This is a genomic window from Pedobacter cryotolerans, assembly GCF_005116475.1.
In the GTDB taxonomy this organism is placed as follows: domain Bacteria; phylum Bacteroidota; class Bacteroidia; order Sphingobacteriales; family Sphingobacteriaceae; genus Pedobacter; species Pedobacter cryotolerans.
In genome coordinates this window covers 282,785-308,525 of the sequence record NZ_SWBO01000005.1, presented here as the reverse complement: position 1 = coordinate 308,525, position 25,741 = coordinate 282,785, and the positions used below count along the sequence as shown (strand labels likewise).

Sequence of the window (25,741 nt, the reverse complement as noted above, 5' to 3'; positions counted from 1 at the left end):
GTCTACGGTTTTAAGGGTTGATCTGTGTTTTCCAATGTTTCCCACCGCTGTATCAGAAATCCGTGTGGATTGTTGTCAGACCTCGATACATTTCGGATAAAGCCCTGCGTTACCAGTTTCCGAGTTGCCGTGGAACTTGACCTAATCAGTCTTTGCGTGGCATAACATTTGAAATAGAAGGGATACTGGTTGATATCCAGGGAAACACTGTCCACCTCGATTTCCTGAGAAATATTAGCGGATATGATGTTGTTGTAATATCCCTGTTCTTTTAGATTGTCATTTGCCTTTTTTGCGCTTTCATCAGCCAGGTTGAGTGCAATAGCAATATGGTTCTTGATGACCTTATCATCCGGGTCAAGCGTAAAAAAATAATGATGGAAAGTTTTGATGTGATCCCGCAGCTCAACGGGCAGGTTATCCTTCCTAGTGGTGCTGAAAGCTTCGATTGCCTTTCCATTTGCCAAGATATATACCTTGGACTGCATGGTCTTTACCAGATCAAAGCTTTTGTAGATCGCAAATCCAGACAGGCATACACAGGCCAATATCAGAAAGATGCTGAAGCGTTTGATGTGCCTGAAAGCGGTGTCTATATTTTTAAATTGTGTGAACATAATGTTGGTTTTAATTAAGGTTATTCGTGAGTATAGATTTTTTTATCTGTACTCATGAGCTCGCTTTCAGCTCGATTTACCGCTTAGTTTGTCCTTGAAATAATCCTGCCCCGATGCCTCTGCCATTCCAGACATCTGCCGTTTTCCATCTCCCAAGGAATCGGAAATCATACCTGCGCCATATTTCAGTCCTGCAATGCTGGTATTGGCTCCCTGTCTGGTTTCTCTAGCTCCGGCAGAGGTCATGGAATTGATCTTGGTCAGGATACTATTTCCACCACCCGCATGTACCACATAATTGGCAACTGTTGGTACGCAGAAATACCCTACTATTCCAATAATTAAAAATATCATGTAAGCGGTGTCAGTGCTGGAGAACATGGTATCGCCATTCTGTGCTACCTCATCAATATCAAGCTTGATCATGTTCTGCTGTATCTTTCCAAGGATTGCACCGAAGATATTGGCGATGGGCAACCATAAAAAGATATTGATGTACCTTGCTATCCAGACCGAAAGTGTATGCTGGAGGCCATCGAAGACCGCAAACCCAAGTACGAGCGGACCAAGGATGGCAAGCACGATCAGAAAGAAGGTTCGGAGCGTATTAATACACAGTGCAGCTGCCTGATAGACCAATTCCAAAAGTTCGCTCATGAACTGCTTAAAGCTATGGCGGATCTTGTAGTCCTGTCGATCAGCCCAGAACATGATATCATTTCCTATGGCTTCCATCCAGTTTTCATCTTCTGCATTCGGGTCTTTTGGATGGGTGTACTTATACCACTCCGACCTATTTCCAGAACCGTCCTCGCCAACGTACATCTTCCATTTGGTCGACTTTTTCAGTTCCGTTTCTTTCCGTTTCAACAGTTCCTTTATAACCAGATTGCTATCTTTTACCATTGCGCCCGTGGCCGAAACGGTGGGCTGGAGCACCCCGTTCATAACGCTAAGCAGGGCGGGAAAAAGGACGATGGCAAGTCCGAGTGCAAAGGGGCGCAATAAAGGGTAGAAATCTATGGGTTCGGCGGATGCAATCTGGCGCCATACACGGCATGCAATAAACCAGAGTGCGCCAAATCCAGCTATGCCCCTTGCAACGGCTATCATGTCCGAGCAGAGCGGTATCATATCATCGTACACTTTTTCAAGCACGGCGTGAAGTCCGCCGATCTGATTTGCCAGCCCCTGCGCCTGTGAACCCAAGGGAAATAACAGCATTAAAAATGCGGTCACTGCTAATAATTTTATACTAATTTTCATATTGAAGCTGCTATTGATAAAGTTTTAAACTTTGTTTGAGATCGGATTTTTGTTTTTCCCTGGCCAGAGAAAGGGAGGTTGCCTTGCTGTTGAAATCCAGAAGGAATACCAGTTTATCCTGTACATCTTCAAAAATTCGGTCTATGGCCTGTAGCCTTTCATCATCGTTCATCCTAAGCTTTGAAGAGGTAATTACCATTGCCAGTTCATCCAAGTTATCGATGCTCTGATCGAACAGCTGCTTGTAAACCCTTCCCAGATAATCGATTTCGGTCGAATTAAAATTTTCAGAAGCATTGAACCGCTTGAATGCAGATCTGTACTCTGAAATGATGTTCTTCTGGTAACTGATGATATCGGCAACACGCCTGTACTTTTTTACCTCTGGCGAAACCAACATCAGCCCATCCAAAAAAACTTCATGGAGAGAAAAATTTCCTTGGGATATGTTCCTGACGGTATTGTAACCGCCCGAAACCACCTGATAGCCCTTTTTCATATCCGCCAGAATGTTCTTGAGTTGCGATAGTTTTTCAACGTTCAATAACAGTTGCTGCACCTCCTGCGATTGTGCCCTTACAGATACGCTAAACACACAAAAGAAGAGCATCAAACAAAGGCATTTTCTGATTTTATTCCCTGATTCCATAATTGTTCCTTGTTTGTTCAATTGATCTTATTTCCATTTCCTTTTGCCTGGTAAATCGGCTGATCTCGCTGATGAAATTTTGGGTAAAAGCCGATTTGTCCCGCATGGAGAAGTAGACTCTGTTCAGTCTTTCAATCCGCTCATCGTCGCTCATCTCGATTTTACCCGAGGTAATCACCATCAGCAGTTCTTCCAGGTCTTTTAGGCTCTCCTCCCAAAGGTTTTCCCTTACATTCTGGATATAGAGCTGATTGGAAACACTCAGGTTTGGATTGGCTTTAATACCATTAAACTCCCTACCGATATTAACCTGCATCTCGATGATCTCCACAACCCTTAAATCATTCCTTACTGCCGGACTAACTTTTTTCAGACTACTGATAAAGGCATTGTGCAGACTGAATTCGCCATTTGTAAAATCCCTGATTGTTTGCAGTCCGCCATCCACAATCTCATATCCTTTTTTGAGATAACTGGCATAGACTTCTAAGGCTAAGATCTGTTGCAGGAGATATTTTTGCTGGGTCTTCTTTTGCCTGAAGATTTCGTTCCAGTTCTGCCCGTAACAATTTGAAACACCCAAGAGGAGCGCAAAGGCGAATGCGAATTTCAGCTTAATCGATTCCATAAATTTCTCTGAGTTTAGCGGTTTCATCCAGCGAGGCAGAACGCTGAATAGATATACCGATATTTCCAGAATTGAATTTCTTTAATGCAGAATAGTTTGCATCCATCTCATCGGCAGCCTTAGCAATGATTTCCAGTCTCTTGGCATCGCTCATCTGCGTTTTAAAGGAATTGATGACTAGGAATATCTGGTCGAGGTTTTTGATGCTCTCGTCCAATATCCCTGAATAGACCTTTTGCATATAGTCCAGTTCTTCGGGCTTGAAATGTTTGTCCTTCTGGAACAGTCCCCATGCCCATTTATATTCATCAACTATATCTACCTGTTTTTGGGTCAGGTCTTTGATACGTTTATAATAGGTAATGGCCGACTTGATGCGCCAGAGTTCATCATAGTATTTGCTGTACTGCTCTTTCTGCTTTTCCGTCCAATCTGCAATCTCTGTCAGCTTGAGCTTAGACAACTGGTTTTCCAGCACCTTTTGGGCATTCTGTAGCCAGATTGTTTCGTTCTGTAAGCGCTGTACCTTTAGGTCTACCGCCTTGATTACTTTTTTAACACCCGCCTTGATGACTTCCAGAACGGCAATCTGTGCATTAGCCCCCTGGGGCAATCCGACAAACAGCGTCATGGCGCTTAATGGCAGGATGACCATATACTTTTTCATAAATCTTCCTCCTGACCTCACCCTGAAGGGAAGGCCTAATATTTTTAATAATGATTTCATAATTGATTAATCGAGCTTTTTGTAAACCCTTCTTCCGATCATCAGCATATTGGAATCGGGATAAAAGATGAGTTCCTTACCACGCTGGGTTTCGGTCAGCACACCTGTTTTTTCATTGTAAATGGTGTTCCACTTTTCAGTCCCATATTCACGCCTACCTTTTTTGCCATCGCTAATGAGGTTAAAACCAGTTTTTCTGTTAACCTTAAACCTGTTTTGTTCCAAGGCTTCAATTACCAGGGTATCACTAGCAATGCTGTATTTACCACTGGTGTTGTTCACGTATGTGCCAGGCACATCAAATTGTTTCTTGTTGGTATTACAGGACAACAGCAAACCGCATATATGTACTGTTAAAATGATCTTGAATTTCATAACATTGGATTTAGGATTTACGATTAGAGTTATTAATGTTCAGATCACAAACCAGCATGGCAATACCTTTTTGGACGCTTCCGTACTTTTTGGTGTATTGCTGTACCATCATTTTTTCGGATTCCTCAGTAGTATAGGCATAATACTCGGCAGGCGAAACTTCGGTACGATAGACCTTGCTGTACTGGCCACCAAGGGAAATAAACACCTCCTTGTACTTCCTTTTCGGGTCATTTGCCTTGTTCATCGAGAGTACCTGTGCTTTTTCCTTATCAGTCAGTCCCAACAGTTCCTGAATCTGATCGAACTTGTTCTGGTACTTGCTCTGGTCTAAAAGGATCTTGCAGTCAGAATTATTGATGATGGCCTGCTTTACGATGGGCGAAGAAATAATATCCTCAACCTCTTGTGTTACCACTATTGCTTCCCCGAAGAATTTCCTTACCGTCTTAAAAACATATTTGATGTAATCTGCCATTCCATCCTTTGAAATCGCCTTCCAACATTCTTCAATCAACAACACCTTTCGGATACCCTTGAGCTTTCTCATCTTGGAAATGAACATTTCCATCAGGATCAGCGTAACTACCGGAAACAGGATGGCATGATCTTTTATGGCATCCAGCTCGAACACAATGAACCTTTCGTGCAGCAGATCCAGATTTTCTGTCGCATTCAGCAGGTAGTCAAATTCCCCGCCCTTGTAGTAGGGATTTAGCACGTACAGGAAATTGCCGACATCAAAATCCTTTTCCTTAACCTTTCCATTTTCGAGCACCTGCATGTAGTCTGACATCAGAAACTCATAGAAAGAATTGAAACATGGAAACAGGTCTGCGTTTTTCGCCAAATGTTCATAGTACAGGGTCAACGCATTGGAAAGTGCTACGTATTCAGACCTGCGAAACGGCTCATCATCCTTTTTCCAAAGTGCAAGTAATAGCGTTTTGATGCTTTCCTTTTTTTCGGTATCCAGCAAATCGCCATCTGTGAGATAGAATGGGTTGAACTTGATCGGGTCATTTTCCGAGTAGGTAAAATAGTATCCACCGACCAGATCGCAAAGCCCCTTGTAACTGTGCCCAACATCTACCAGAACGACATGCGCTCCCTGCTCATAGTAACTACGCACCATGTGGTTGGTAAAAAATGACTTTCCCGAACCGGATGGCCCAAGGATAAATTTGTTCCGGTTGGTCGTGATGCCCTGCTTCATCGGTTCATCTGATATATCCACATGAACAGGCCGTCCAGAAAGCCTATCGCCCATACGCATTCCAAAGGCACTGATACTGGAACGGTAATTGGATTCCAGGTTAAACAGACACGCCGATTGTTCCACGAACGTATCAAAGGTGTCGTTCATCGGAAAATCTGCCTCATTTCCCGGAAGTCCGGCAAACCATATCTGCGCCTGCCCATATGTTTCCTTTTTGGCAACGGCATCCATTTGAGACATTGCAGAGCCTACTAGATTTTTAAGGTCTTTTACCTTTATTGGATCATCAGACCATGCCAGCACGTTGAAGTGTGCTTTAACTGGAAGTTTTCCCGAAGCAATCGCTTCGTTCAGAAAATCATTGGTCGCATCCCTAGAAATTGCATTTTCCCTTGAATAACCTGACAAAGATTGCAGGCGAAGTTTCTTAGCCTCTAACCGTTTGATTGTTTTTTGGGCATCCTCGATAAACACATATTGGTTCAGGATGTGGTTGCAGTTCAGCAGGCTTCCAAGCGGACTTGCAAACCCGATTGAAAATTTGGTTCGGTCGGTACTGTACCTGTCATAATTGATCCTGCTTCCGCACAACGCTGGCATATCTTCCGCATCCGATAGCGTATAAAGTTCTACCTTCTTATCCCCTATGCTGATTCCATCCCTGATCTGGATATCATTGATCATGGACATCTGGCCAGCTCCCAAAAGGAAAACATAGCGTTCGATAATTCCAGGGCTATTTGCCGTACCCGCGAGTTCATCATCACTCAACCGTTTTAGCTCAACAAATCCGCTATCGGAAAGTATGCGCTCGAACTGCCCCGCACTGTCCAAAAAATCGCTAAAAATCAATGGGTTAATGGTTTGTGCTGGCACAATAGATTTGCGAAGGATATTGCTGTAAGCAGAAGAGGAAGGTTTTCTCCCTAGTGGTTTTTTGGTCAGAAAGATATAGCACTTATGGTCTAAACAGGGTCTCTGGTTAAAGAACCGCTCACTGCTCGCCGATAGAAAGCTGTTATCCTTCTTACTGAAATCCGCCTTATATGCTCCTTCAGTAAACCAATCCTGCTTATGAAATACGCTGAACTGTGGCAGTACCTTGATTGCCTTTACCCATGTCTGATGATAGGCTTCATAATCCCGATCGGATAGGGTAAAGATTTCTGGCAATGTGACTTCATAGGCAATGGTAATATCTCCCTGCACCGAAAGTATACAGTTATGCTCAACCTTATAGATCGGCAATATGTTCTTAGCTTCTACCATGATTTGAGTATTTAAGTGTAGTAAATATTCTTCTAGAACGGAATTTAATGGATTTGGGAAGTCCCTTTCTGGCCAGGTATTTCATCAGCCCATGCTCCCCGAACCTGTGGCTCAACCTGAAAGTGCCAATGAATAGCACTGTTCCAAGAATAATGATTAGCGGCAACACGATAAAAAGGCTTACTCCAGAGATGTAAAGGACTGCAAAGCCAATCAATAAAAGGACCAGTCCAACCGCTAGGTAGGCGATGTATTGCGCTTTCAGGCCCTTAAAGACAATCGGCTTTGACACGCCCTTATTTATCTGATAAATGCTGGCCATGGCTATATCCCGAAAAATGATTTAAGTACCGTTGCCACTACCACCAAAAAGATGCAGCTACCAAACCAAGCAGCGGCTACCTTATTGGTATCAGGCTCTCCTGCATTCCACTTGTTAAAGACCTTGACAGCGCCTATGATGCCAACAACTGCACCGATGGCATACATAAGGTCACATCCGGTATCGAAATATCCCTTGACCTTGTTTGTTGCCTCGGCAATGCCGGCATTGCCATCCTGTGCATAAAGAGATGAGGTCATTAGCATATTGAACGCACATAATATAATTGCCAGAAATAGGAATTTCGCGGAAATTTGTTGTCTATGTTTATTGAATTGATTTTTCATTTTGAAATGTTTATGGTTAAAAATTAGCTTACTGGAAGGCAATTGCGCCTAGTCCCAGATGTCTTCGAGTTCTTCGGCAGAAAGGTGAAATGGCGCATGGTCGGAAATGAATTCATTGATCCGCCCAATGTTTGGATTGGAAGCGATTTTTGGAAACTTCTCCCGTACATCAGACATCATGTCCATAAAGTCCCTTTTGTTGCCATCGACCCTAGAAAGCTTTGCAAAAACCACCTTAAGTTCCTCAAGCACATCGGGCACCAGACCAATCTGCTCCATCTTGCTGTCTTCTGATACCTCTCCCGAAAAACCGAATGCCTCGGTTGTTGTCATGCTCATTCCCTCAGGAAGCTTTGAAGCGCCCATCAGTTCTGGCTGTTCTTCAGACACAGCTAACTGGTCGACTTTACCTTCCCATCGATGGGGCAAGCTTTCCCTTGGGACATCATTACGTTTCCTACCGAGCAGACCAAAAAACTCCTTCCGATAAAAAATCAGGACAACCCCCACATACCAGATCAGGGTAAGCACTAATGTGGCAACCAAGAACTGTTGCCAAGTAAATTGTTGTAGCATAAAAATTCCTTTTTTCCTGCCGCTGAATTACGACAGGATTCTGAAAGCAAATTTTCGCATACTCCACAACCTACATTGATCCACCTTGGTATATACCAATAAAAAATTTTTAATACTGAAAAAAGGCAAATCATAATCAATAAAAAATAAACGATTATCGCCTGCCGGGATGATATTCGTCTTCCTTGTCCATCTTGCGGACAACCTCTTCGATCATTTCATCCAGAAATCGGGTGCGGCTAATTGAAGTTCGGCGTCTGATCTCGCTCAATCTTTTGGACGGGATACCAATGTTGATCTGTAGCTTGTCCTCGAGCCACCTAAAAATAGAACCAACCGAGGCGGTTCCGTTATTCAGCTGACCTGTACGGTGTATCCCAAAAGCGAGCTCTGCAAGGTTGATACTATCCCCTGTCCAGCGCATCTGTTCAACATCGCTGCCCGGCTGATAGCTGGCCAACGGATTTTTCTTAAGGTAGAGGATCCTATCGAGCAGCCAGGTCTGCAAGAGCTCAAATGCTTTGAGCTTAGAAAAAAGATAGTCACAGGCCGTAGAAAAGAGCGGATCAAGTTCAGGTAAACTTGGCATCAGCAAACTGTTATTCTCAACTCCCCTTACGAAATAAAACCTGTCAAGTTCGGTCGCTCCAAGCTTATAATACTGGTATTGGAAACTGTACTGCTTGAAAAATCGCTGTACATACACCAGTTCATTTTCAAACCACTGGCGCTGGGCATCAACATCTACCGATGGGATTCCGGATTCGATGGTATACAGCTCGGAGAAATAGATCTGCCATTTGTAGAACTCGGGCTTAATATTTTTAAAAAAATGGATTTCGTCTTCCACCGAGGCAAATGGATGGTCATCAAGATAAAGTCTAAGCTTTCTTAGGTTTTGTCTGATGGGCTTTAGCGCTGAGGTTAATTTAGTGAGGGGTTCGGAAGTCTGCATCGCAATCTCTTCCAATTCAGTTTCCATTTGTTTTAGCAAACGCTTGCTCAATTCTTGGATCATATCACAAAATTTAAGTAAACCCCCGCCCTGCCCGTTAACTGGCAACAACTTTCACATCAGGCGAGGTACTTGTAGCATTTTTCCATATCGTCGAGATTTATAGCCCAAAATTGCTGATCATAGGGCACAAAAAAATAGGGAAAAACCACCATTTTAGTTAAATAGTGGTTTTCCCCTAATAGAAATTATATGCAAAAATTGATATATAGTTGAGAAGATATTACCTAATATATTTTTTTTGAGCCCATAGCACTTTACCTAAGAAATAACATTACAATGCTTTTAGCTCATCTAGAGATATATCGTAATTTGTATCCCTTATATATTTGATCCACTGGGAAAGCTTGAGAAATTCAGGTGCTCCTGCCTTAGAAACCGACCTTATTAATTGTTTGAAACGTGGATCTTGCTTACTATTTACTGATTTTGATATTTTCTTCAACCTGTGCAAATCAGCTGGCAGATCATAATCGGTCAATGAAATACCCACTGAGTCAGCACCAGACATCAAGAAGCGTTCGATTGCAGGGCTTATTTGAATGATATAATGAGGCTTTTGATCGTGTTTATAAAGTAAAAGATTACCATATTGGTGTGCCAATGCAAACTCTTTTAGATAGTCTAACTGGTTCTTATCCTTATCGATAATACCAAGTGCAAAATTATCAGCAAATTCGGCTTTCATAACCGCAGCAACCCTACCACATCCTTTTTGGTGGTTATAACCTCCCTTTACTGGAGGAACAAGCGTCTCTATAAGATTAGTATCAACATAACACTCTGGAATAATCGCTAAATCCATGATTATATGTAACTTTCACTATTCGTAAACAGATCAACACCTTTCTGATAAACATCGTCCAGATCCTCATCGCTTAATTTTCTAACCTTAGTCTCATTATCCTCATAATGAACCATAAAAACAGCAAGATCGTCCCGTCCATTCTCTAGGAGATCGCTCAGAATAAATGGACTATGTGTGGCCAAAAAATACTGATTATCCGTTTTATAAATCATTTCCTGTGTCAAATGAGTCATATACGGCGGAAATGAATGTGCCTCCGGTTCTTCAAACAATAAAATGCTATTTGTACTTGAACTCACGGCAGCTTTGTAGAAAATGATGCGTTGCAACGTATCAGCAATAGAGTTATAGGGAACGAGAAATATTTCATTTCCAGAAGGCTGCATGATCTTTAGTGACTGACTTGCCTTATCAAAAACTAAGCTCAAATTATACTCTCTAAACATCTGTACAATCTCATCCCTTAGCTGTGGGTCCCTTTCAATAACACCGAGAAGGTTATTGCCAAATGGTGGCAAAAGAAATCTTGAACTTGATGAAGCAAAATCTGTCTTACTTGAAAAAGTATATTTTTTTACTGCGGATTCGAAATAGCTAGAGGCAGGCACCTTTATGTTAAGCTTTTCATCTAACTGAAAGGCTCCTCCGCCATCTTTAGTATCTAAACTAATTCGAACCCCCTCATACCTATCAAACTGTATCACTACAGTACCATAATCAGTTCGTACCGACAGAGGTTCTCCGTAGTTTCCACTCCTAAACAATTCGGTCTCATTCTCTATCCTAACCAAGCTAGATAAATTTCTAATCTTATTATCCTTAAGGTAGGGAATACTATATAATGATAAAGCTTCTAATAGATTAGACTTCCCAACATTGGGACGTCCAATAAACAAATTAATCCTCCTACAACCATCTATCCTACAATCTTTAATTGATTTAAAATTGGAGATATGTATGTAATTGAGAAAGTTGAACATTTTAACAAGCTTTTTATTAACCTTTAATTTCTACGAACAAAAAATCATAGATATCTTTATACAAAGATACAGATAAACTCAATGATAATCCAATAGACAGAAACCCTTAAGAATTCAGCCAATTACCTTATTTATATTTGTAAATGCTATAACTTATCTGCTACTTTATTAAATAATTTTGAAAACTGTTCATTAACTCTCTCGAGTTCTGACTTTAAAAATTCAATCTGCTTATCTTTTTCAATAATTAACGCATCAACTAATTCTTTTTGCGTTTCATAATAATTCTGAATAAATGCTTTGTCAATTGTGTTATTATGAAAACTCACAATTGGAGTGTCATTGGATAACAACTGATCCACAGTAATATTATAAGCTTCAGCTAACTTTTCAGCTTGATCTTTAGTTATCTTTTTAGGACTATTCTCAAGTCTCGAATATGTATTTTGACTTATCCCAAGAATTTCTTCACCAACATATTTTTGAGTAAAATTATTTAGCTCTCTAAATATTCTCAACTTTGAATTAGGGAAGTTATTTAATGGATTTTGCATAAAATTAAATTTATTTTCGATAGTAAAAATAGGATAAATTATCCATATTTTACGTTTTTTATCCAAACTAAAATATCAATATTTGTTTAGAAACTTAACAGAAAATCTGTTTTAGTTTGCAAAAGTATTAGATTTGCAGTTCTTCTTAATTAAATAAGGACTGCTTACGAGCCTCGTTCATAAATCTGACAATTTAACTCAACGAGCGTAAGTGCAGCATCCAAACCCTATTTTACAATAGGGTCGGTGCTCGCTTATGTTTATTGTTGAGGACTCCTTACAAAAGGGGTTGGCTTTGTCAGAGCCATTGAACATTAGACTTTGCGAGTTACCGGCCCTGTTGTATTATACAATATCCTTCTTCGCTATTTTACAGGCTCGTTGTTAAATGAATAATGAGCAATGTCTGGATACAAAACCCTTTCTGATGATGAATTAGTTGCTTTATTAAGAGAAGGGAATCATTTAGCCTATTCCGAAATCTACAATCGCTTTTTTTATTTGATGTTTGTCTTCGCTTACAAGAAACTTAGTGATGAAGAACTGGCTAAGGATTTTGTTCAGGAACTATTCACAAAACTTTGGGTAAAAAAGGAAACCATACTTGAGAATGGCAATATAGCTCAATACCTATATATCTCGTTAAGAAGTAGAATTTTTGATTTTTTCGCTCACCAGAAAGTGCAGACAAAATATATCGACTCTCTCAAAGATTTTGCTTCGACAAACATAGTTGAATACACCGACCATTTAATAAGAGAAAAACAATTACTTGAATATATCGAGGTTCAAATTAAATCGCTCCCTAAGAAAATGAGAGAGGTTTTCGAGATGAGCAGGAAGCAATATCTCTCAAATAAAGAAATTGCGGAAGAACTAGGTACTACAGAAAGCAATGTCTCACATCATATTAACAATGCTGTTAAGATTTTGAGAACTAAACTTGGGTTGATTATTGCATTTTTGCCATTGTAGTAAACAAATCTATCTGCAATAGTTATCCTCTAAAATATAAATGGTAGCATATTCATTTTGAAATGGAAAAGTATTAATTTAGGCAAGATAAATTACTCAATACTTTCACCACTTATAGTCTCCTCAAAGCATGATCGAAAGAAACATTAACGAAACTTTGGTTAAACAAGAACCAAGTGCCAAAGCGTTATTGACATTGTTAACTAACATCGACAGCCGATTAGATTTTGACAGGGGCGCGGTCTATCATAATTTCCCCATTTATCCAAATGCAGAAGGGGATAATATTGTTACTGCAAACGTAATTTTTATTTGCCCTAGTCATGGAGTTTTTGTTTTTCAATGCACTGAATATTCAGATAGATTTCCATATGATTCGAATGTAATCGGAAACCATTTGGACGAAATAGATAGGCTAATTTTTGCAAAAATATTAAAAGATGCTCCTAATTTACAACTAAATAGAAGAAGCCTTAAAATTGAAATAATACCAGTTGTATATATCCACAACTGTGCAGAAATTCCCAATAACGAGCTTGATCGTTTTGAAATTGTAATTAATGAGTCACAACTTGAAAGTCTAATTACTGAAAGTTCAAGTAATCTGACTAATACTGAATTAAAAGAATTAAAATCTACAATAGAAGGTTCAAGAGGAATTCCAAAAATTATCGATAGGAAACTACGTGACCCGAAGGATTTTAAGAATTCATATGGAGCAATCTTATCAGCCATAGAGAGTGAGATTTATAATTTCGACCTCGAACAAAAACGTGCTGCATTATTTGTGGTAGATGGCCCACAAAGAATTAGAGGGTTAGCTGGATCAGGAAAGACGATAATATTGGCTATGAAAGCTGCTATAATACATTTACAATTTCCAGATGCTGAAATTTTGTATACATATTATACCAAAAGCTTAAACGATCTTATCAAAAGACTAATTACTAGATTCTACAGACAATTCGCAGAACGTGACCCAAATTGGGATAAGATCCACGTTATGCATGCATGGGGTGGCAGATCATTAGAAGGCGTTTATTCATCAGCCTGCGATGAGAATAATATTTTATCTGTGGGTTTTACCGATGCAAGATTAAATAGACCTAGTAATCCGTTTGACTATGTTTGCGAACAGCTGATCAAGCACACATTAAAAAAACAATATGACTATTCCCTTCTGGATGAGGCTCAAGATTTTGCAAAAAGTTTTTACCGTCTTTGTAGAGAAATTACTAAAGGAAATAAAATAATTTGGGCGTATGATGACTTTCAAAATATCCTTCATACTGATTTACAAAATGAGAAAGAAACATTTGGAAAGGACGAATTTGGCAACTGGCATATTGATTTCTCAGTTGGCAATGACGATCTTCAAGACTTGGTACTTTATAAGTGTTATCGTAATCCAAGATCAATATTGATTTCTGCATTTGCATTAGGGCTAGGAATATACAATAAAAGCAAAAATGACACGATAAAAATTATCCAGCGGTTGGAGAGTAATGAACATTGGGAAAGTCTTGGCTTCACAGTAAATAAAGGAGATTCTTCTGATAAATGTTATATGGAAATTTCTAGATCTATTGATAATAGTTCTGAGATTAAAAATAAATTATTAGGAGAAAAAGAAATTCTTACAGTCAAGAAATTAATGACCTTTAAAGAAGAACTAGATTTCATTGTTGATGCTATAGCTACTGATATAACCAAAGAGCTGAGACCGGAGGACATTTCAGTGGTCTGCATGGACAATCGAGCAGTCAAAAATTATTTTAATTATATTGAAGATAAATTACTACAAAAAGGAATTAAATCCTTCAATTTATTAAATGCTCCAACGAATAATACAGTATTTAAAGTAAAGGACCACGTAACATTATCTACAATTTTTAATGCAAAAGGGAATGAGGCAGGAAGTATTTATATTGCCGGCATAGATAGTGTCTTCTCAGCAAAGGATGATATAACTGAAAGAAATAAAATATTTACCGCCATGACCCGAAGCCTTGCTTGGGTAACTCTCTCTGGAGTTGGGGAAACTGTTGATTATTGTATTGATGAGTTGAATATGCTAAAAACGAACAATTATCAACTAGAGTTTATTCAGCCAAGTGAAATCGATGTAATTACTATAAAACAAGGTATTGATAAGGCACAAACTTTTTTAAATAAAATAGAAAGAATAGCTGACGAGCTTTCAAGCGAAACAGACTTGACAAGGGATGAAATTGTTGAAAAATTGCGTCGTAATATTAACAAGAAATAATGAATCAATCCCTTTTTAATATATCTCTTCAAGAATCGAAACAGGTTTTAAGGGATTTTAGCCTATTCAAAAACAATGGTCTAAAATCAATAAATAATGATGGCGTCACAGAGGAATTTAAGTTGTCATCACAAAAAGCAACTTACAAAGAAACATTCTTAGTTGCACTAAGAAACTTCGACTATGATATTATTTTAAATGATCAATCTTTTTTTCAATTTCAAATGAAAAAAAATGGCAATGACCTTGAACTGCGATATGCATTTTTTCAAACTCCATTTACCTTCCGCTCTTATCAAGATTTTGTTAGCGAACTGCTTGTTAATGAAAACAACAAAGAGACATTAGAAGAAATCGGCGAACTATTTCATTTTGAATACCAACAATATCTTGATGAACAGGAATTACTAGAGAATTATTCAACCATTAGGTACGACTTCGAAGGAAAAGGTTATAGACCACTTATCCACTCTACTTCCCATTTGCATATTGGTTACCAAAATCACATGCGTATTCCGTTAAATAAAACATTAACCCCGCTAAAATTTGTATTATTCGTTATAAAACAGGTTTACTATCGAGAATGGAAGGAAAAAGCAAACAGCGATCTTGATTATATTAAAGACAAACTAACACGAGCTAGAATAAATTGCACAGACTTAAAAGCTATACAGTGGAACTCAAATGAACAATTAGATTTACATATATTATAGTATTCCTTCCAAATTAATGAGAATATCCACTAATCATGCATTTAGATAGAGCTAAAGAGTAAAGTGCTTTATCTCGTGAGAAGTAAAGTATTGTTGCAAATCCACAATACTTTGATCTAAAGTTGAGTTTGAGGAAATATAAATGATAATTTTTCTCATTTCTCCATCTCATTCTCCGTACTAGCTTCAAATACATTAACCCAAAAGGATAATGACTGACCAAGAAGCTAACGATTTATTGATCAAATATAAACAAGGAATCTGCACGGAAGCGGAAAAAACACTGCTTGAAGCTTGGTTTCTCACCTACAATGAGCAAGACGTTGATCTTTCTCAAGAACACATCAAAAAGATAGGCAATCAAATTTATGCTGAGCTACCAATTCCTACACCGGTAAAAAAAATAAACCTATGGACGGGTATTGCGGCAATCGCCGCCATTACCTTACTTACTATCGGTTCTTGGCATATATTTGATAGATATGACATCCCAAAGCAACAGGTGATTGCCGAAGAAATTGTCCCAGGGGGCAATAAAGCCATCTTAACATTAGATAACGGACAAACCATAAGCCTGAACAGCAACAAAAACGCTATAGTTATAATTGGGACTGGAACTAGCTACACCGACGGAACCCGAATTGCAAAAGGAACAAATACTAATGCCCCCCAAACCTTAACTACCCCGACCGGTGGGGAATATCAGATCATCCTAGCAGATGGCACCAAAGTTTGGCTCAATGCCGAATCATCCCTCACCTATCCAACCAATTTCGAGAAGGTAAGTGAGCGACATGTGCAATTGACCGGAGAGGCCTACTTTGAGGTAAAAAAACTAGCAGCGAATAATGGAAAGAAAGTGCCTTTTTATGTTAGCACCGGCTCCCAAAAAGTAGAAGTGTTGGGCACAAGTTTTAACATCAACAGTTATCTGGACAACAATAATACCATAACCACGCTATTGGAAGGCTCGGTTAAGATAAGCAAAAACAAAAATAGCGCATTGCTCAAACCTGGCCAACAGGCTCTAGTTTCTAGAAATGAAATCAAGGTAAAAGATGCAGATATGGAAACTGCAATGGCATGGAAAAACGGAAGGATAGAATTTAAAGATGCCGACCTGCAGGAGATAATGAAACAGGTTTCAAGATGGTACAATATAGAGGTTGAATATCAGGGAGACATCCCAAGGAGAAAATTTAATGGCAGCATTTCCAGAAAATCCAACCTATCTGTACTCTTAAAAATACTTGCCTATAGTGATATCCATTTTAACATCGTCCAGGATAATAATCAAAATAAACTCATCGTAACACCATAAACCTTAAACAGTAATGCCAATGAAGTAAATTTAGTTTTAGTAATAGTTAATAATTCCCCACCATAAAAAATGCCAGAAGTGTTCGTAGCACATCTGGCAAAATCTGGGGGGATTGAACAAACGCATAAAGCGTACCATTTGAAAGATAACTGATCAACAAACCCAAACAGCACAAAAGTATGATTTTTTTTAAACATCGCTACCTCTTTAGAACGGGGAAGTGGTACAAACCTATATTAGCGCTCCCAAACAGTCCCTATCCTATCCAAAAACCCGCTAAAGCATTACGGTTTGCCATTGTAATTACGCTTATTAATCTTCTTACGGTTTCTGCGATGGCCAAAGCACAGCAGATCAACCTTAACCTAAAAAACATTTCATTAGAGACTGTTTTCAATGAAATCAAAAAACAGACCGGTTATGGTTTCTGGTACGATAAGGAGGATATCGCCAGCGCCAATAAAATTTCGGTAAGCTTAAAGAATGGCAGCCTTAAAGACGCACTTGACCAATGCCTGAAAAACCAGCCATTTACCTACGAAATCTTTGATAAGACCATAGTAGTCAAACGGAAGGCAAAAACAATCGATAAAAAAACGGAAAGTAGAATTAATGAAATTGAAATAAGAGGCAGTGTGTCGGATGAAAAAGGCAGCCCTTTGGTTGGCGTGAATGTCAGCGTAGTTGGAACCGGCAAAAATACAGTTACCGATGAAAAGGGCCAATTTTCGATTTCTGTACCCAATGTAAACATCTCACTAAGATTTACCTACCTGGGTTTCAGCGCCGTTGAGCAAAAAGTGGATAAGGACATATTCCTAACGATTGTTTTAAAAGAAGAACCAAGTACCCTTAACAGTGTTGACATCAACGCTGGTTATTATATGGTAAAGGATCGGGAACGAACCGGCTCGATAGCTAAGATAACCTCTTCAACCATTGAAAAACAGCCTATAAACAATATACTAATGGGCCTACAAAACAGAGTCCCAGGTTTAGATATCGTCCAACAATCTGGTGTTCCTGGTTCAGGTTTCATTGTTCAAATAAGAGGTAGAAATAGTATCGGTAGCGGATCACAACCACTTTATATTATCGATGGTGTACCTTACCCTTCTACTGGCATTAATACAGCAAATTCTAGTCCTATTTTACAAAGCAGCAATCCTTTGAGCTTAATAAATCCGGATGACATCCAAAGTGTCGAAATCTTAAAGGATGCGGACGCCACTGCAATATATGGCTCAAGGGGTGCAAATGGTATAATTCTCATAACCACAAAAAAGGGAATATCGGGAGAGTCAAGGGTAAATGCCAATATCTCCCAAGGGTTCAGCCAGGTAGGAAGAAAAATAGACCTAATGAACACCGAAGAATATCTAAGTATGAGGATGGAGGCATTTAGGAATGATAATCTAAGTCCATCTGCGACTGATTATGACGTTAATGGAGTTTGGGATAAAACCAAATATACTGATTGGCAAAAAGAACTTATTGGCGGAACTGCAAACGTAACAAACGCTTCTGTCAGCATATCCGGCGGCAACAAAAACAGTAAATATCTGGTAAGTGGAAACCATTATCGAGAGGGTACGGTGTTCCCAGGCAGCTTTGGATTTAAAAGAACTAGCGCTCATACCAATCTTGATTTCGGAGCAGATGGAAATAGCTTTAAGGCCAACTTTACAGCCACATATAGCAACAGTATCAGTAATCTGATGTCCACCGACTTAACCAGCTATATAACATTAGCTCCAAATGCACCAGACCCATATAACGAATATGGGAAATTGAACTGGAATTATAATGGCTTACCATTGGTATTTAACCCGATGTCCTTCCTGTTATATACAATAGATGCCAATACGGATAACCTGATCGCAAATGCAAATTTGCGTTATAGGATTTCAAAAGGTTTGGAGCTAAAGACTTCTATAGGATATACTACGATTAAAAGGGAAGAAATTGCCAAATCACCATTAGAGGGACTTTCGCCAAGCTATGGCCCAACTCCCGCTGACCGATCAAGTCAATTTGGCAATACTTCTAATAATTCTTGGCTTGTCGAACCTCAATTAACCTTTGAAAAGAAAATTAATAACGGTAAGCTACAGGCGCTAATTGGGTCTACCCTGCAGCAAACCGCTGCAAATTATCGAAATATAAGGGGATCAAATTTCAACAGTGATGAATTGTTGGATAATATTGCATCTGCATCTGTTTTCAGCATCACCCAATCTGATAGCTATATTTATAGATATGGGGCATTATTTGCTAGATTGAACTACAACTTACAGGATAAATACTTCTTTAATATCACAGCTAGGCGTGATGCCAGCAGTAGATTTGGTCCAGGAAACCAAATAGCGAATTTTGGGGCTATCGGAATGGCATGGATATTTTCAGAAGAAAAATTCATCAGAAATTCGATCCCAATCATTAGTTTCGGTAAGTTGAGGGCGAGTTTTGGAAGCACTGGAAACGACCAGATTTCAGACTATCAATATTTACAGTTATATAACAGTAGCACAGCTTATCAGGGCATTCCAACCTTGATTACCAGCAGAATTTCAAACCCCAATTATGGATGGGAAAATAATAATAAGCTAGAAGCGGCCCTGCAACTAGGTTTCCTAGAAGATAAGGTATCACTCCAAACAGCTTACTTTCGAAATAGATCATCAAACCAGCTAGTTGGAACCCCCCTGCCTCCAAGTGTTGGAGCTACTATTATAAATGCAAACCTCCCCGCCATTGTCCAAAATTCGGGATGGGAGTTTGACACTAGCATCCAGATCATTAATAATTCTAATTGGCATTGGTCTACTAATTTTAATATCTCACTTCCAAAAAACAGACTTGTAGAATATCCCGGTTTAAGCACATCAAGTAATTCAACGCTTTATATAGTTGGCGAACCACTTAATATAAAAAGGTATCTGAACACTTATGTCGATCCACTGACGGGGCTATATGTTTTTGAAGATGTAGATAAAAATGGCTTGCAAAATGATTTAGATAGATATCTAAACAAATTTACCGGGCAGAGTGCTTATGGAGGCCTGGGAAGTACAATTTCTTACAAATTATTTTCGCTGGACATTCTGTTGTCTTTTTCAAAAACAACCGGCTTCAGCTACCTTAATAACCTAAGCTATGCCCCTGGATATTTTTCTTCGAACATACCTTTGAATAACCAGACAAAGGAGGTACTCGAAAGATGGCAGAAACAGGGAGACGTATCGGATATTCCGAAGTTTTCTACCACAACACCAAGCTATCTGAATTTTCTAATAGGAAAATCGAACGGAGCCCAATCATTAGCTGACAATTCATTTGTGAGACTTAAAAATGTCTCCCTAATCTATAAACTGCCAAAAAAAATCTTATCAATAGTAAAAGTTGAAAACGCAGAGCTTTCTATTCAGGGCCAAAATATTTTCACTATCACAAGATATCCTGGATTGGATCCGGAAAATAGTCAATTGATCAGCAGACTACCCCCCTTAAGGACCTTTGTATTCGGATTGAAGGTTGCACTTTAAAATTAATCAAATGAAAAATATTAGATACACTATATTAATAACAATCTCAATTTTTGTTATTATAACCTCATGCAAAAAATTCGTTGAGATTGACCCACCAAAAAACAGCCTCGTACCATCAACCGTTTTTAAAAGTGACGAATTGGCAACTTCCGCTTTATTGGGCATATATCAGCAAATGGCCCTTAATGACTATGCTTGTAATGGCCCAAGGAGCATTACAACTCTTTGTGGATTAACTGCCGATGAACTAATAGGTTACAATATACAAACCTATAAGCCATTTTTTGACAACCAGATAAACCCTGAAAATGCAATGTTAAGTGCTATCTGGGATAACCCCTATAAAAGGATATTTGATGCCAATGGAATTATTGAACAGTTATCATTAGAGCAGGGGATCACCCCAACTGTGGCTTCCCAATTAAAAGGAGAGGCATATTTTATCAGAGCGTTCTGCTATTACTATCTGATCAACCTGTTTGGTGAAGTTCCCTTGCACCTGTCAACTAACTATCAAACCAACAAAAGGGCCACAAGAGCATCAGTGGACAAGGTATATGAACAAATTTTAAGCGATCTGAAAACTGCCGAAGGCCTATTGGGAGAAAGTTATGTGACTGCAGAAAGAGTTAGACCTAATATCTCAACGATACACTCATTATTAAGCCGTGTATATTTAAATTTGGGCAAATGGGAAAACGCTGAAAAATATTCAGGTCTGGTGATATCCCAAGTCAATACTTATCAACTTGTGCCTTTGGACAGAGTCTTCCTGAAAAATAGCCAGGAAGCAATTTGGCAATTAATGCCAGCCCCCAACTCAAATACTGCCGCAGGCAACTTTTACATCCTTGCAAGTGCTCCTGTAAATGTTTCACTTCGTCCTGATTTTGTTCAAAGGGCCTTTGAACAAAATGATCTTAGAAAAATTTCCTGGATTAAAAGCCTCGTTAGTTCAGGTGTTGAATATTTTTATCCCTTCAAATATAAAGTAAGATCATCTTCTGATGTTACAGAATATTCAATGGTATTTCGTTTAGCCGAGCAATATCTAATACGTGCGGAGGCAAGGGCAAAGCAAAATAATCTAAGCGGAAGTATTAGTGATATTGATAGGATAAGAGCGAGAGCGGGACTACCATTAATTATAGATATCAATCCAACAATTGACCAAGCGTCTTTATTAACTACGATTGCAACCGAAAGAAGAAATGAGCTTTTCTGTGAATGGGGAGATAGGTGGTTTGAGCTCAAAAGGTCAAATAGATTGTCTACCGTACTTTCAGTAACCAAACCCAACTGGAAAACCAACTTCGAACTTTTTCCCATCCGTATTTCGGAAATCAATAATAATAACAATATCAGTCAGAACCCGGGATACTGATCTTGAACCATACATGCTTTTAATGAAAGGCGTGTATGGCCATTTAAACCCAATTTTATGAAAATTTTATCTACAGCATTCATGGCCTTTGCTGTCCTATGTAATATCAATACGTGTATCGCACAATCAATAAAACCGCAGCCTATTTTCAAAGGTACAATAACGGTCAATGGAAAAAGGATCAATACGATGGACACCATCGAAGTGATCTTTCATAGGCCATACACTCCATACAGGACTAATTATGAGAATTTCTCCATAACTACTAACAAAGCAGGTAATTTTAGCTTTAAACTCCCAAATTTCCCGGAACCTGCAATCATGAGCTTTTGGCTGATGAAAAATGGCAGAGCTATCACAGAGATGGCTAGAAAGCGTTATTATTTTGAAAATACAGATAGCATTAACCTGAATATTGACAAAAGCGGTGTTGCACTCAGCATAACATTTAAAGGAAATGGTGCATACAAGTATAGACTAATTGACGAACTTGCGCATCTAGGCTCGCCCGCAGAGATTGATACCGAATTTAGAAAGGGAGTAAAGCAATTACAATTGGGCAAACCAGATAGCCTGCAAATCAAATTGGACCACTTGAATGAATTTACCTCACGATTAGTAGGAAAGAAAAATGATATCATTAGACATTCAAATCTTAGTGATAGAATGAAAACATTGATAAATTATGAGCATGCTCCAATTTTTTCAGATTGGAAATTCAGAATGTCAGGCCTGTACTCTATCACCTATAAAAACGATCCCATCAGTCAATCACTGATTAAAAAAAATTTTAATCTCAATAAAGAGAAATTCAAAAATATACCTAGCGATGACCTTGCATTGTGTCCAACTCAACTCAACTTTCTTGCACGTGAAGAAGCCTATGACCTCTTAATTAATTCTGTAACGGATAGCATCACACTCAAGGAACTATACGATGTTTTGCTAAACAAATATTCTGGAATAGTTAGGGAAAGACTAGTTGCAAATCTCTTCCTGGGCTTTTCTGGCTATGTTTCCCAAATGAAGTTTGATAGTAAAACAACCGATGAACTCATGGAAGACGGCAAAAAGTATATTACAATTCCGTTCGTAAAAAACATCTACTCCTCACAACAAAAGCTTGCTATAGGAAGACAGGTTTACGATGGTTTGTTCAAAGGTTTTGACGGAAATTCAGTAAGCTTGAATTCGCTAAAAAATAAAGTTGTATTTATTGACCTATGGTTTACCGGATGTGGTGCTTGCGCAAAGTTTCATCACGATTTTCATAAAGATTTTTACCATTTACTCAAAGGTAAGGAGGACTTTGTATATCTTTCAATCAGCGTAGATAGCAGCATTGAAAAGTGGAAGAATGGTTTGGAAAGTGGGATATACACGTCTAAGGAATACCTAAATGTATATGCTGAAAATGGCTTCAAACATCCATTTGCAAAGCATTACGATTTATCGGGGGCACCCTTTCTCTTGGTTATAGATAAAAAGGGAGAAATATATGCAAATACAATAAACGGTGCCAAAGATGCTTATGGTTTAATACTGAGTGCAATTAAAGAATTATAATTTTCCGGCAACACCAATATTTGCAACGTTAAGATTATTGCACTAATTTATATCCAACTAGAAAATCGTCATATATTGCGAAAAGACTTTTATCATGTATTTTAAGTTCTCTTAGTTTTGTTCTTTTGAATTTCGGAACGTAAAAGCTATACAGGTATTTTCCACTTTCACATGTATAAACATCAATGATCTGATTATCCCGGAATTTGGAGAGGCTTTCGTTGTCTGCTTTTAAAGATGATATTAAATAAAGATGATTTTGATACAGCGTATAACTTCGGTTTATCACATTTCTTGGCGTTGACTGAGTTGTTTTAGTTTCGGTTTTATTTTTAATTTTGGCGCTTAGGGTAGCGGTTTTTAAAGATGAAGAGGTTATTGTGTCGATTGTTTTAGCCTCATACTTTAGATTGAGATTTGTATCTAGGCACAGAAAGCTCCCTTTGTAAAAAAACATATAGAAAAGGTCTTTAGACATATTATCCAGTTGAAGTTGACCATCAACACTGAACACATTTTCAGCTTCTGCGGAAAGATTATAGGTGCTTTTGACTCTACCTTTTTTGTAATTGAAATTTATAACCTGTATTTGCAAGTTCCCCTTAATCGTTTGTAATCCCCGGCCAATTACGGTTGTATTTGATGCCAAGGTTGTCTGATCGAACCAGATTTTTGGGTTTTTATAACTCGTGCCAGTAGGATTAGCAAGAGAATAGATATTGAGATTACCGGCCAGATTGCCACTGATAAAAACAGATGTTCCTACAATGCCAATATTAACTTTTCTTTTCCTCACGCTTATTTCGTCTGGCACATTATATGCTCGCTTTTTGATGTTGGATAGGGTAAGATCAGCAATGAAGATGACGTTTGCAGTTTGAAGGTCCTTAAGATATAATTCTTCGTTTGGTTCACCAGCAAAATAGCAAGATGATGATGGGAGTTTTATTGAATTTACTACTTTGTAAGTTGTTTTAATTATTTTTCTTTCAAAACCGTTTCTATCTTGTTTCAAAAAGAAACGTTGATAAAAGAGGATGACAGAAAAACATAAAACAATTATACAAACCACTAAAAATATGCTCTTTTTCATATAAATCATTTAAAACGGTCACTATACACTAGGCATAGTGACCGTTTTTTTTATGGCCTAGCTGTATCAACTTCGGTCAAGTCCACTCTGTTGTCACCATCCTGTTGACCAGATGAAAAACTTTGAGTATAAACCAACGATGACCCAGTTTTTGTAGAACAAAGAATTGCTCCTGGTGCACAATCCACTGGTGTATCAGAATTTGGCGCATAATAGATTGGCGCCAATTTAGTGGTCGCAAATGCCCCGCCCACTGCAATAACTGCAACAAGGGCAGAAAATAGTAACTTTTTCATGTTTTTAAGTTTTTATTAATTACCTACTCTTTTTCAGGTTTTCGGTCTCCCCTCATTCAAATTGGCCATTAGAATATCGTTTGGACAGTCGTAACCCGTCCCTTTTCATTTATTTTTGTCTGAAGTAGAATAGCCACAATTGCCATAACCATAAAGATCAGATTGAATATCAAATGCTCACTCCATCCTAGCCGTTCTAGGACCCCGCCACAGCTGCAGGGAATGCTATCGCTAAAATTTAAGATAGCAATGATATAGGCAGTAAAAGCTGACATAAGGGCAAGTGCTGCATAGAGACCAGGCAAAATTGTTTTCCTGATCAACAACAGGACACCAATGATAATTTCAAGCACTGGAACTAGCCAAACCAGAAAGAAGGCATAATCTGTTATAATAGGAGATTTTAACATTTGCAACTTAGATTTCTCGTAATCCAATAACTTGCTACTAGCGGCATAGATGAAAAGGATGAAATACGCAAAGCAGACTATATCTATCATCAACCTACTTTTCCTCAACCCAGTTTTTAAAACAACCTTATTTTCCATTGGTGACTTAACATTTAATTAATACCCATTCAGCAATCAACACATCAAAAGTCTAAAAAATCAGATCTCCAAAAATATCCCGATAGGCTTTTTATTACTAGATTTTATTCGTAAGAAAACCTAAATGACTGAAAATCAACTGCCGACAGTAAAATTGGCTTTGACAGCACTATATCTTGATGGGGTCATCTGTAGAAAAGAAGCACAGATATGGTTCGGCAACAGGTACATGGGATAGCGCTGGTTAAATTCAGCAACCTTTTGCTCATCCCTCAAGGTCATTATCCAGCCCCGCCAAGATTCCAGTTCCTGCTCGAGCAGCATCAGGTGCTGTATGAGATCAAACCCTTCGGCATACTGTCTCAACCCGTTAAAGTCAGCTCTGGTAACATACAACAAATCTCCGCCCTGAAGAATAACTAGTTTCAGCTTTGCAGGCTTGTTCTGAAAAAAGCTGGATAGATCCGTAAATACATCACCGGGCAAATATATCCTTGTTACCTTCTGGCCATTCCCCCTGGTATAGTCATAGCCAACGACAAAACTGTCTAGGCTATACCACATCCGTTTGGCATGATGGGAGCTATCAAGTATGATCGACTTTGGGTTTTCCCGCTGCAATTGGATGAGCTCTCTGAGGGCAAGCCTAAATGAGCCTGAAAGTGGGACCCACCCG

At 38.7% G+C, this 25,741-nt stretch carries 25 protein-coding genes; 7 read left to right on the top strand and 18 right to left on the bottom strand.

Features of this window, described 5'->3' with window-relative positions; genetic code table 11:
• Nucleotides 1–2: 2 nt before the first annotated feature.
• The 14 genes from traK to FA045_RS11375 all read right to left on the bottom strand — a co-directional run bounded on the left by traK (nt 3) and on the right by FA045_RS11375 (nt 11,352).
• Nucleotides 3–617 (bottom strand): conjugative transposon protein TraK, encoded by a 615-nt coding sequence (gene traK / locus FA045_RS11440; RefSeq protein ID WP_136877208.1) that lies wholly within the window; start codon nt 615–617, stop codon nt 3–5.
• Between the two features lie 66 nt (nt 618–683).
• Nucleotides 684–1,883 carry a conjugative transposon protein TraJ gene (gene traJ, locus FA045_RS11435; protein ID WP_136877207.1) on the bottom strand — a complete coding sequence of 400 codons (1,200 nt, stop codon included), beginning with the start codon at nt 1,881–1,883 and terminating at the stop codon, nt 684–686.
• 10 nt (nt 1,884–1,893) lie between these two features.
• A complete protein-coding gene (locus FA045_RS11430) occupies nt 1,894–2,493 on the bottom strand; it encodes a TerB family tellurite resistance protein (protein WP_136877231.1) in 600 nt (199 codons plus the stop codon).
• 22 nt (nt 2,494–2,515) lie between these two features.
• A complete protein-coding gene (locus tag FA045_RS11425; RefSeq protein ID WP_136877206.1) occupies nt 2,516–3,160 on the bottom strand; it encodes a hypothetical protein in 645 nt (214 codons plus the stop codon).
• Nucleotides 3,147–3,887, bottom strand: coding sequence for a conjugal transfer protein TraI (locus tag FA045_RS11420; protein ID WP_225871326.1), 741 nt, complete (start codon nt 3,885–3,887; stop codon nt 3,147–3,149). Before FA045_RS11420 ends, FA045_RS11425 begins: the two co-directional genes overlap by 14 nt.
• Nucleotides 3,888–3,893: 6 nt before the next feature.
• On the bottom strand, nt 3,894–4,262 hold the full coding sequence (locus FA045_RS11415) for a hypothetical protein (RefSeq protein ID WP_136877205.1): 369 nt from the start codon (nt 4,260–4,262) through the stop codon (nt 3,894–3,896).
• Nucleotides 4,263–4,272: 10 nt separating this feature from the next.
• The gene (locus tag FA045_RS11410; protein WP_136877204.1) at nt 4,273–6,750 is read right to left on the bottom strand and encodes a TraG family conjugative transposon ATPase; all 2,478 of its coding nucleotides are present in this window, start codon (nt 6,748–6,750) and stop codon (nt 4,273–4,275) included.
• The gene (locus FA045_RS11405; protein ID WP_136877203.1) at nt 6,737–7,072 is read right to left on the bottom strand and encodes a DUF4133 domain-containing protein; all 336 of its coding nucleotides are present in this window, start codon (nt 7,070–7,072) and stop codon (nt 6,737–6,739) included. The genes FA045_RS11410 and FA045_RS11405 overlap by 14 nt, the downstream gene beginning before the upstream one ends.
• Nucleotides 7,073–7,074: 2 nt before the next feature.
• Nucleotides 7,075–7,419, bottom strand: a complete 345-nt coding sequence (locus FA045_RS11400; RefSeq protein ID WP_136877202.1) for a DUF4134 domain-containing protein — start codon at nt 7,417–7,419, stop codon at nt 7,075–7,077.
• Nucleotides 7,420–7,467: 48 nt separating this feature from the next.
• Nucleotides 7,468–7,995: a hypothetical protein gene (locus FA045_RS11395; RefSeq protein ID WP_136877201.1), complete on the bottom strand. Its 528-nt coding sequence runs from the start codon at nt 7,993–7,995 to the stop codon at nt 7,468–7,470.
• A 154-nt stretch (nt 7,996–8,149) separates the two neighbouring features.
• Nucleotides 8,150–9,013, bottom strand: coding sequence for an RteC domain-containing protein (locus FA045_RS11390; RefSeq protein ID WP_136877200.1), 864 nt, complete (start codon nt 9,011–9,013; stop codon nt 8,150–8,152).
• Nucleotides 9,014–9,284: 271 nt separating this feature from the next.
• Nucleotides 9,285–9,815 (bottom strand): hypothetical protein, encoded by a 531-nt coding sequence (locus tag FA045_RS11385; RefSeq protein ID WP_136877199.1) that lies wholly within the window; start codon nt 9,813–9,815, stop codon nt 9,285–9,287.
• Nucleotides 9,816–9,817: 2 nt separating this feature from the next.
• Nucleotides 9,818–10,798, bottom strand: a complete 981-nt coding sequence (locus FA045_RS11380; protein ID WP_136877198.1) for an AAA family ATPase — start codon at nt 10,796–10,798, stop codon at nt 9,818–9,820.
• 146 nt (nt 10,799–10,944) lie between these two features.
• Nucleotides 10,945–11,352 carry a helix-turn-helix domain-containing protein gene (locus FA045_RS11375; protein WP_136877197.1) on the bottom strand — a complete coding sequence of 136 codons (408 nt, stop codon included), beginning with the start codon at nt 11,350–11,352 and terminating at the stop codon, nt 10,945–10,947.
• A 402-nt stretch (nt 11,353–11,754) separates the two neighbouring features.
• Between FA045_RS11375 and FA045_RS11370 the strand changes: the two genes are divergently transcribed.
• From FA045_RS11370 to FA045_RS11340, 7 genes are all read left to right on the top strand, one after another.
• Complete coding sequence (locus tag FA045_RS11370; protein WP_136877196.1) at nt 11,755–12,327, top strand: sigma-70 family RNA polymerase sigma factor; 573 nt, start codon at nt 11,755–11,757, stop codon at nt 12,325–12,327.
• 130 nt (nt 12,328–12,457) lie between these two features.
• Complete coding sequence (locus tag FA045_RS11365) at nt 12,458–14,596, top strand: DEAD/DEAH box helicase (RefSeq protein ID WP_136877195.1); 2,139 nt, start codon at nt 12,458–12,460, stop codon at nt 14,594–14,596.
• Nucleotides 14,596–15,309 (top strand): DUF2290 domain-containing protein, encoded by a 714-nt coding sequence (locus tag FA045_RS11360; protein ID WP_136877194.1) that lies wholly within the window; start codon nt 14,596–14,598, stop codon nt 15,307–15,309. Before FA045_RS11365 ends, FA045_RS11360 begins: the two co-directional genes overlap by 1 nt.
• 211 nt (nt 15,310–15,520) lie before the next feature.
• Nucleotides 15,521–16,630 (top strand): FecR family protein, encoded by a 1,110-nt coding sequence (locus FA045_RS11355; RefSeq protein WP_136877193.1) that lies wholly within the window; start codon nt 15,521–15,523, stop codon nt 16,628–16,630.
• Nucleotides 16,631–16,809: 179 nt separating this feature from the next.
• The gene (locus tag FA045_RS11350; RefSeq protein WP_136877192.1) at nt 16,810–20,175 is read left to right on the top strand and encodes a SusC/RagA family TonB-linked outer membrane protein; all 3,366 of its coding nucleotides are present in this window, start codon (nt 16,810–16,812) and stop codon (nt 20,173–20,175) included.
• Between the two features lie 10 nt (nt 20,176–20,185).
• On the top strand, nt 20,186–21,562 hold the full coding sequence (locus FA045_RS11345; protein WP_136877191.1) for a RagB/SusD family nutrient uptake outer membrane protein: 1,377 nt from the start codon (nt 20,186–20,188) through the stop codon (nt 21,560–21,562).
• A gap of 57 nt (nt 21,563–21,619) precedes the next feature.
• Nucleotides 21,620–23,128: a TlpA family protein disulfide reductase gene (locus tag FA045_RS11340; RefSeq protein WP_136877190.1), complete on the top strand. Its 1,509-nt coding sequence runs from the start codon at nt 21,620–21,622 to the stop codon at nt 23,126–23,128.
• Between the two features lie 34 nt (nt 23,129–23,162).
• Here the strand turns inward: FA045_RS11340 and FA045_RS11335 are convergent, their stop codons facing one another.
• The 4 genes from FA045_RS11335 to FA045_RS11320 all read right to left on the bottom strand — a co-directional run bounded on the left by FA045_RS11335 (nt 23,163) and on the right by FA045_RS11320 (nt 25,629).
• Nucleotides 23,163–24,221, bottom strand: coding sequence for a hypothetical protein (locus FA045_RS11335; RefSeq protein WP_136877189.1), 1,059 nt, complete (start codon nt 24,219–24,221; stop codon nt 23,163–23,165).
• A 50-nt stretch (nt 24,222–24,271) separates the two neighbouring features.
• Complete coding sequence (locus FA045_RS11330; protein WP_136877188.1) at nt 24,272–24,517, bottom strand: DUF6520 family protein; 246 nt, start codon at nt 24,515–24,517, stop codon at nt 24,272–24,274.
• A 68-nt stretch (nt 24,518–24,585) separates the two neighbouring features.
• Nucleotides 24,586–25,065: a MauE/DoxX family redox-associated membrane protein gene (locus FA045_RS11325; protein WP_136877187.1), complete on the bottom strand. Its 480-nt coding sequence runs from the start codon at nt 25,063–25,065 to the stop codon at nt 24,586–24,588.
• A 135-nt stretch (nt 25,066–25,200) separates the two neighbouring features.
• Nucleotides 25,201–25,629 carry a cyclic nucleotide-binding domain-containing protein gene (locus FA045_RS11320; RefSeq protein WP_136877186.1) on the bottom strand — a complete coding sequence of 143 codons (429 nt, stop codon included), beginning with the start codon at nt 25,627–25,629 and terminating at the stop codon, nt 25,201–25,203.
• Nucleotides 25,630–25,741 lie beyond the last annotated feature (112 nt).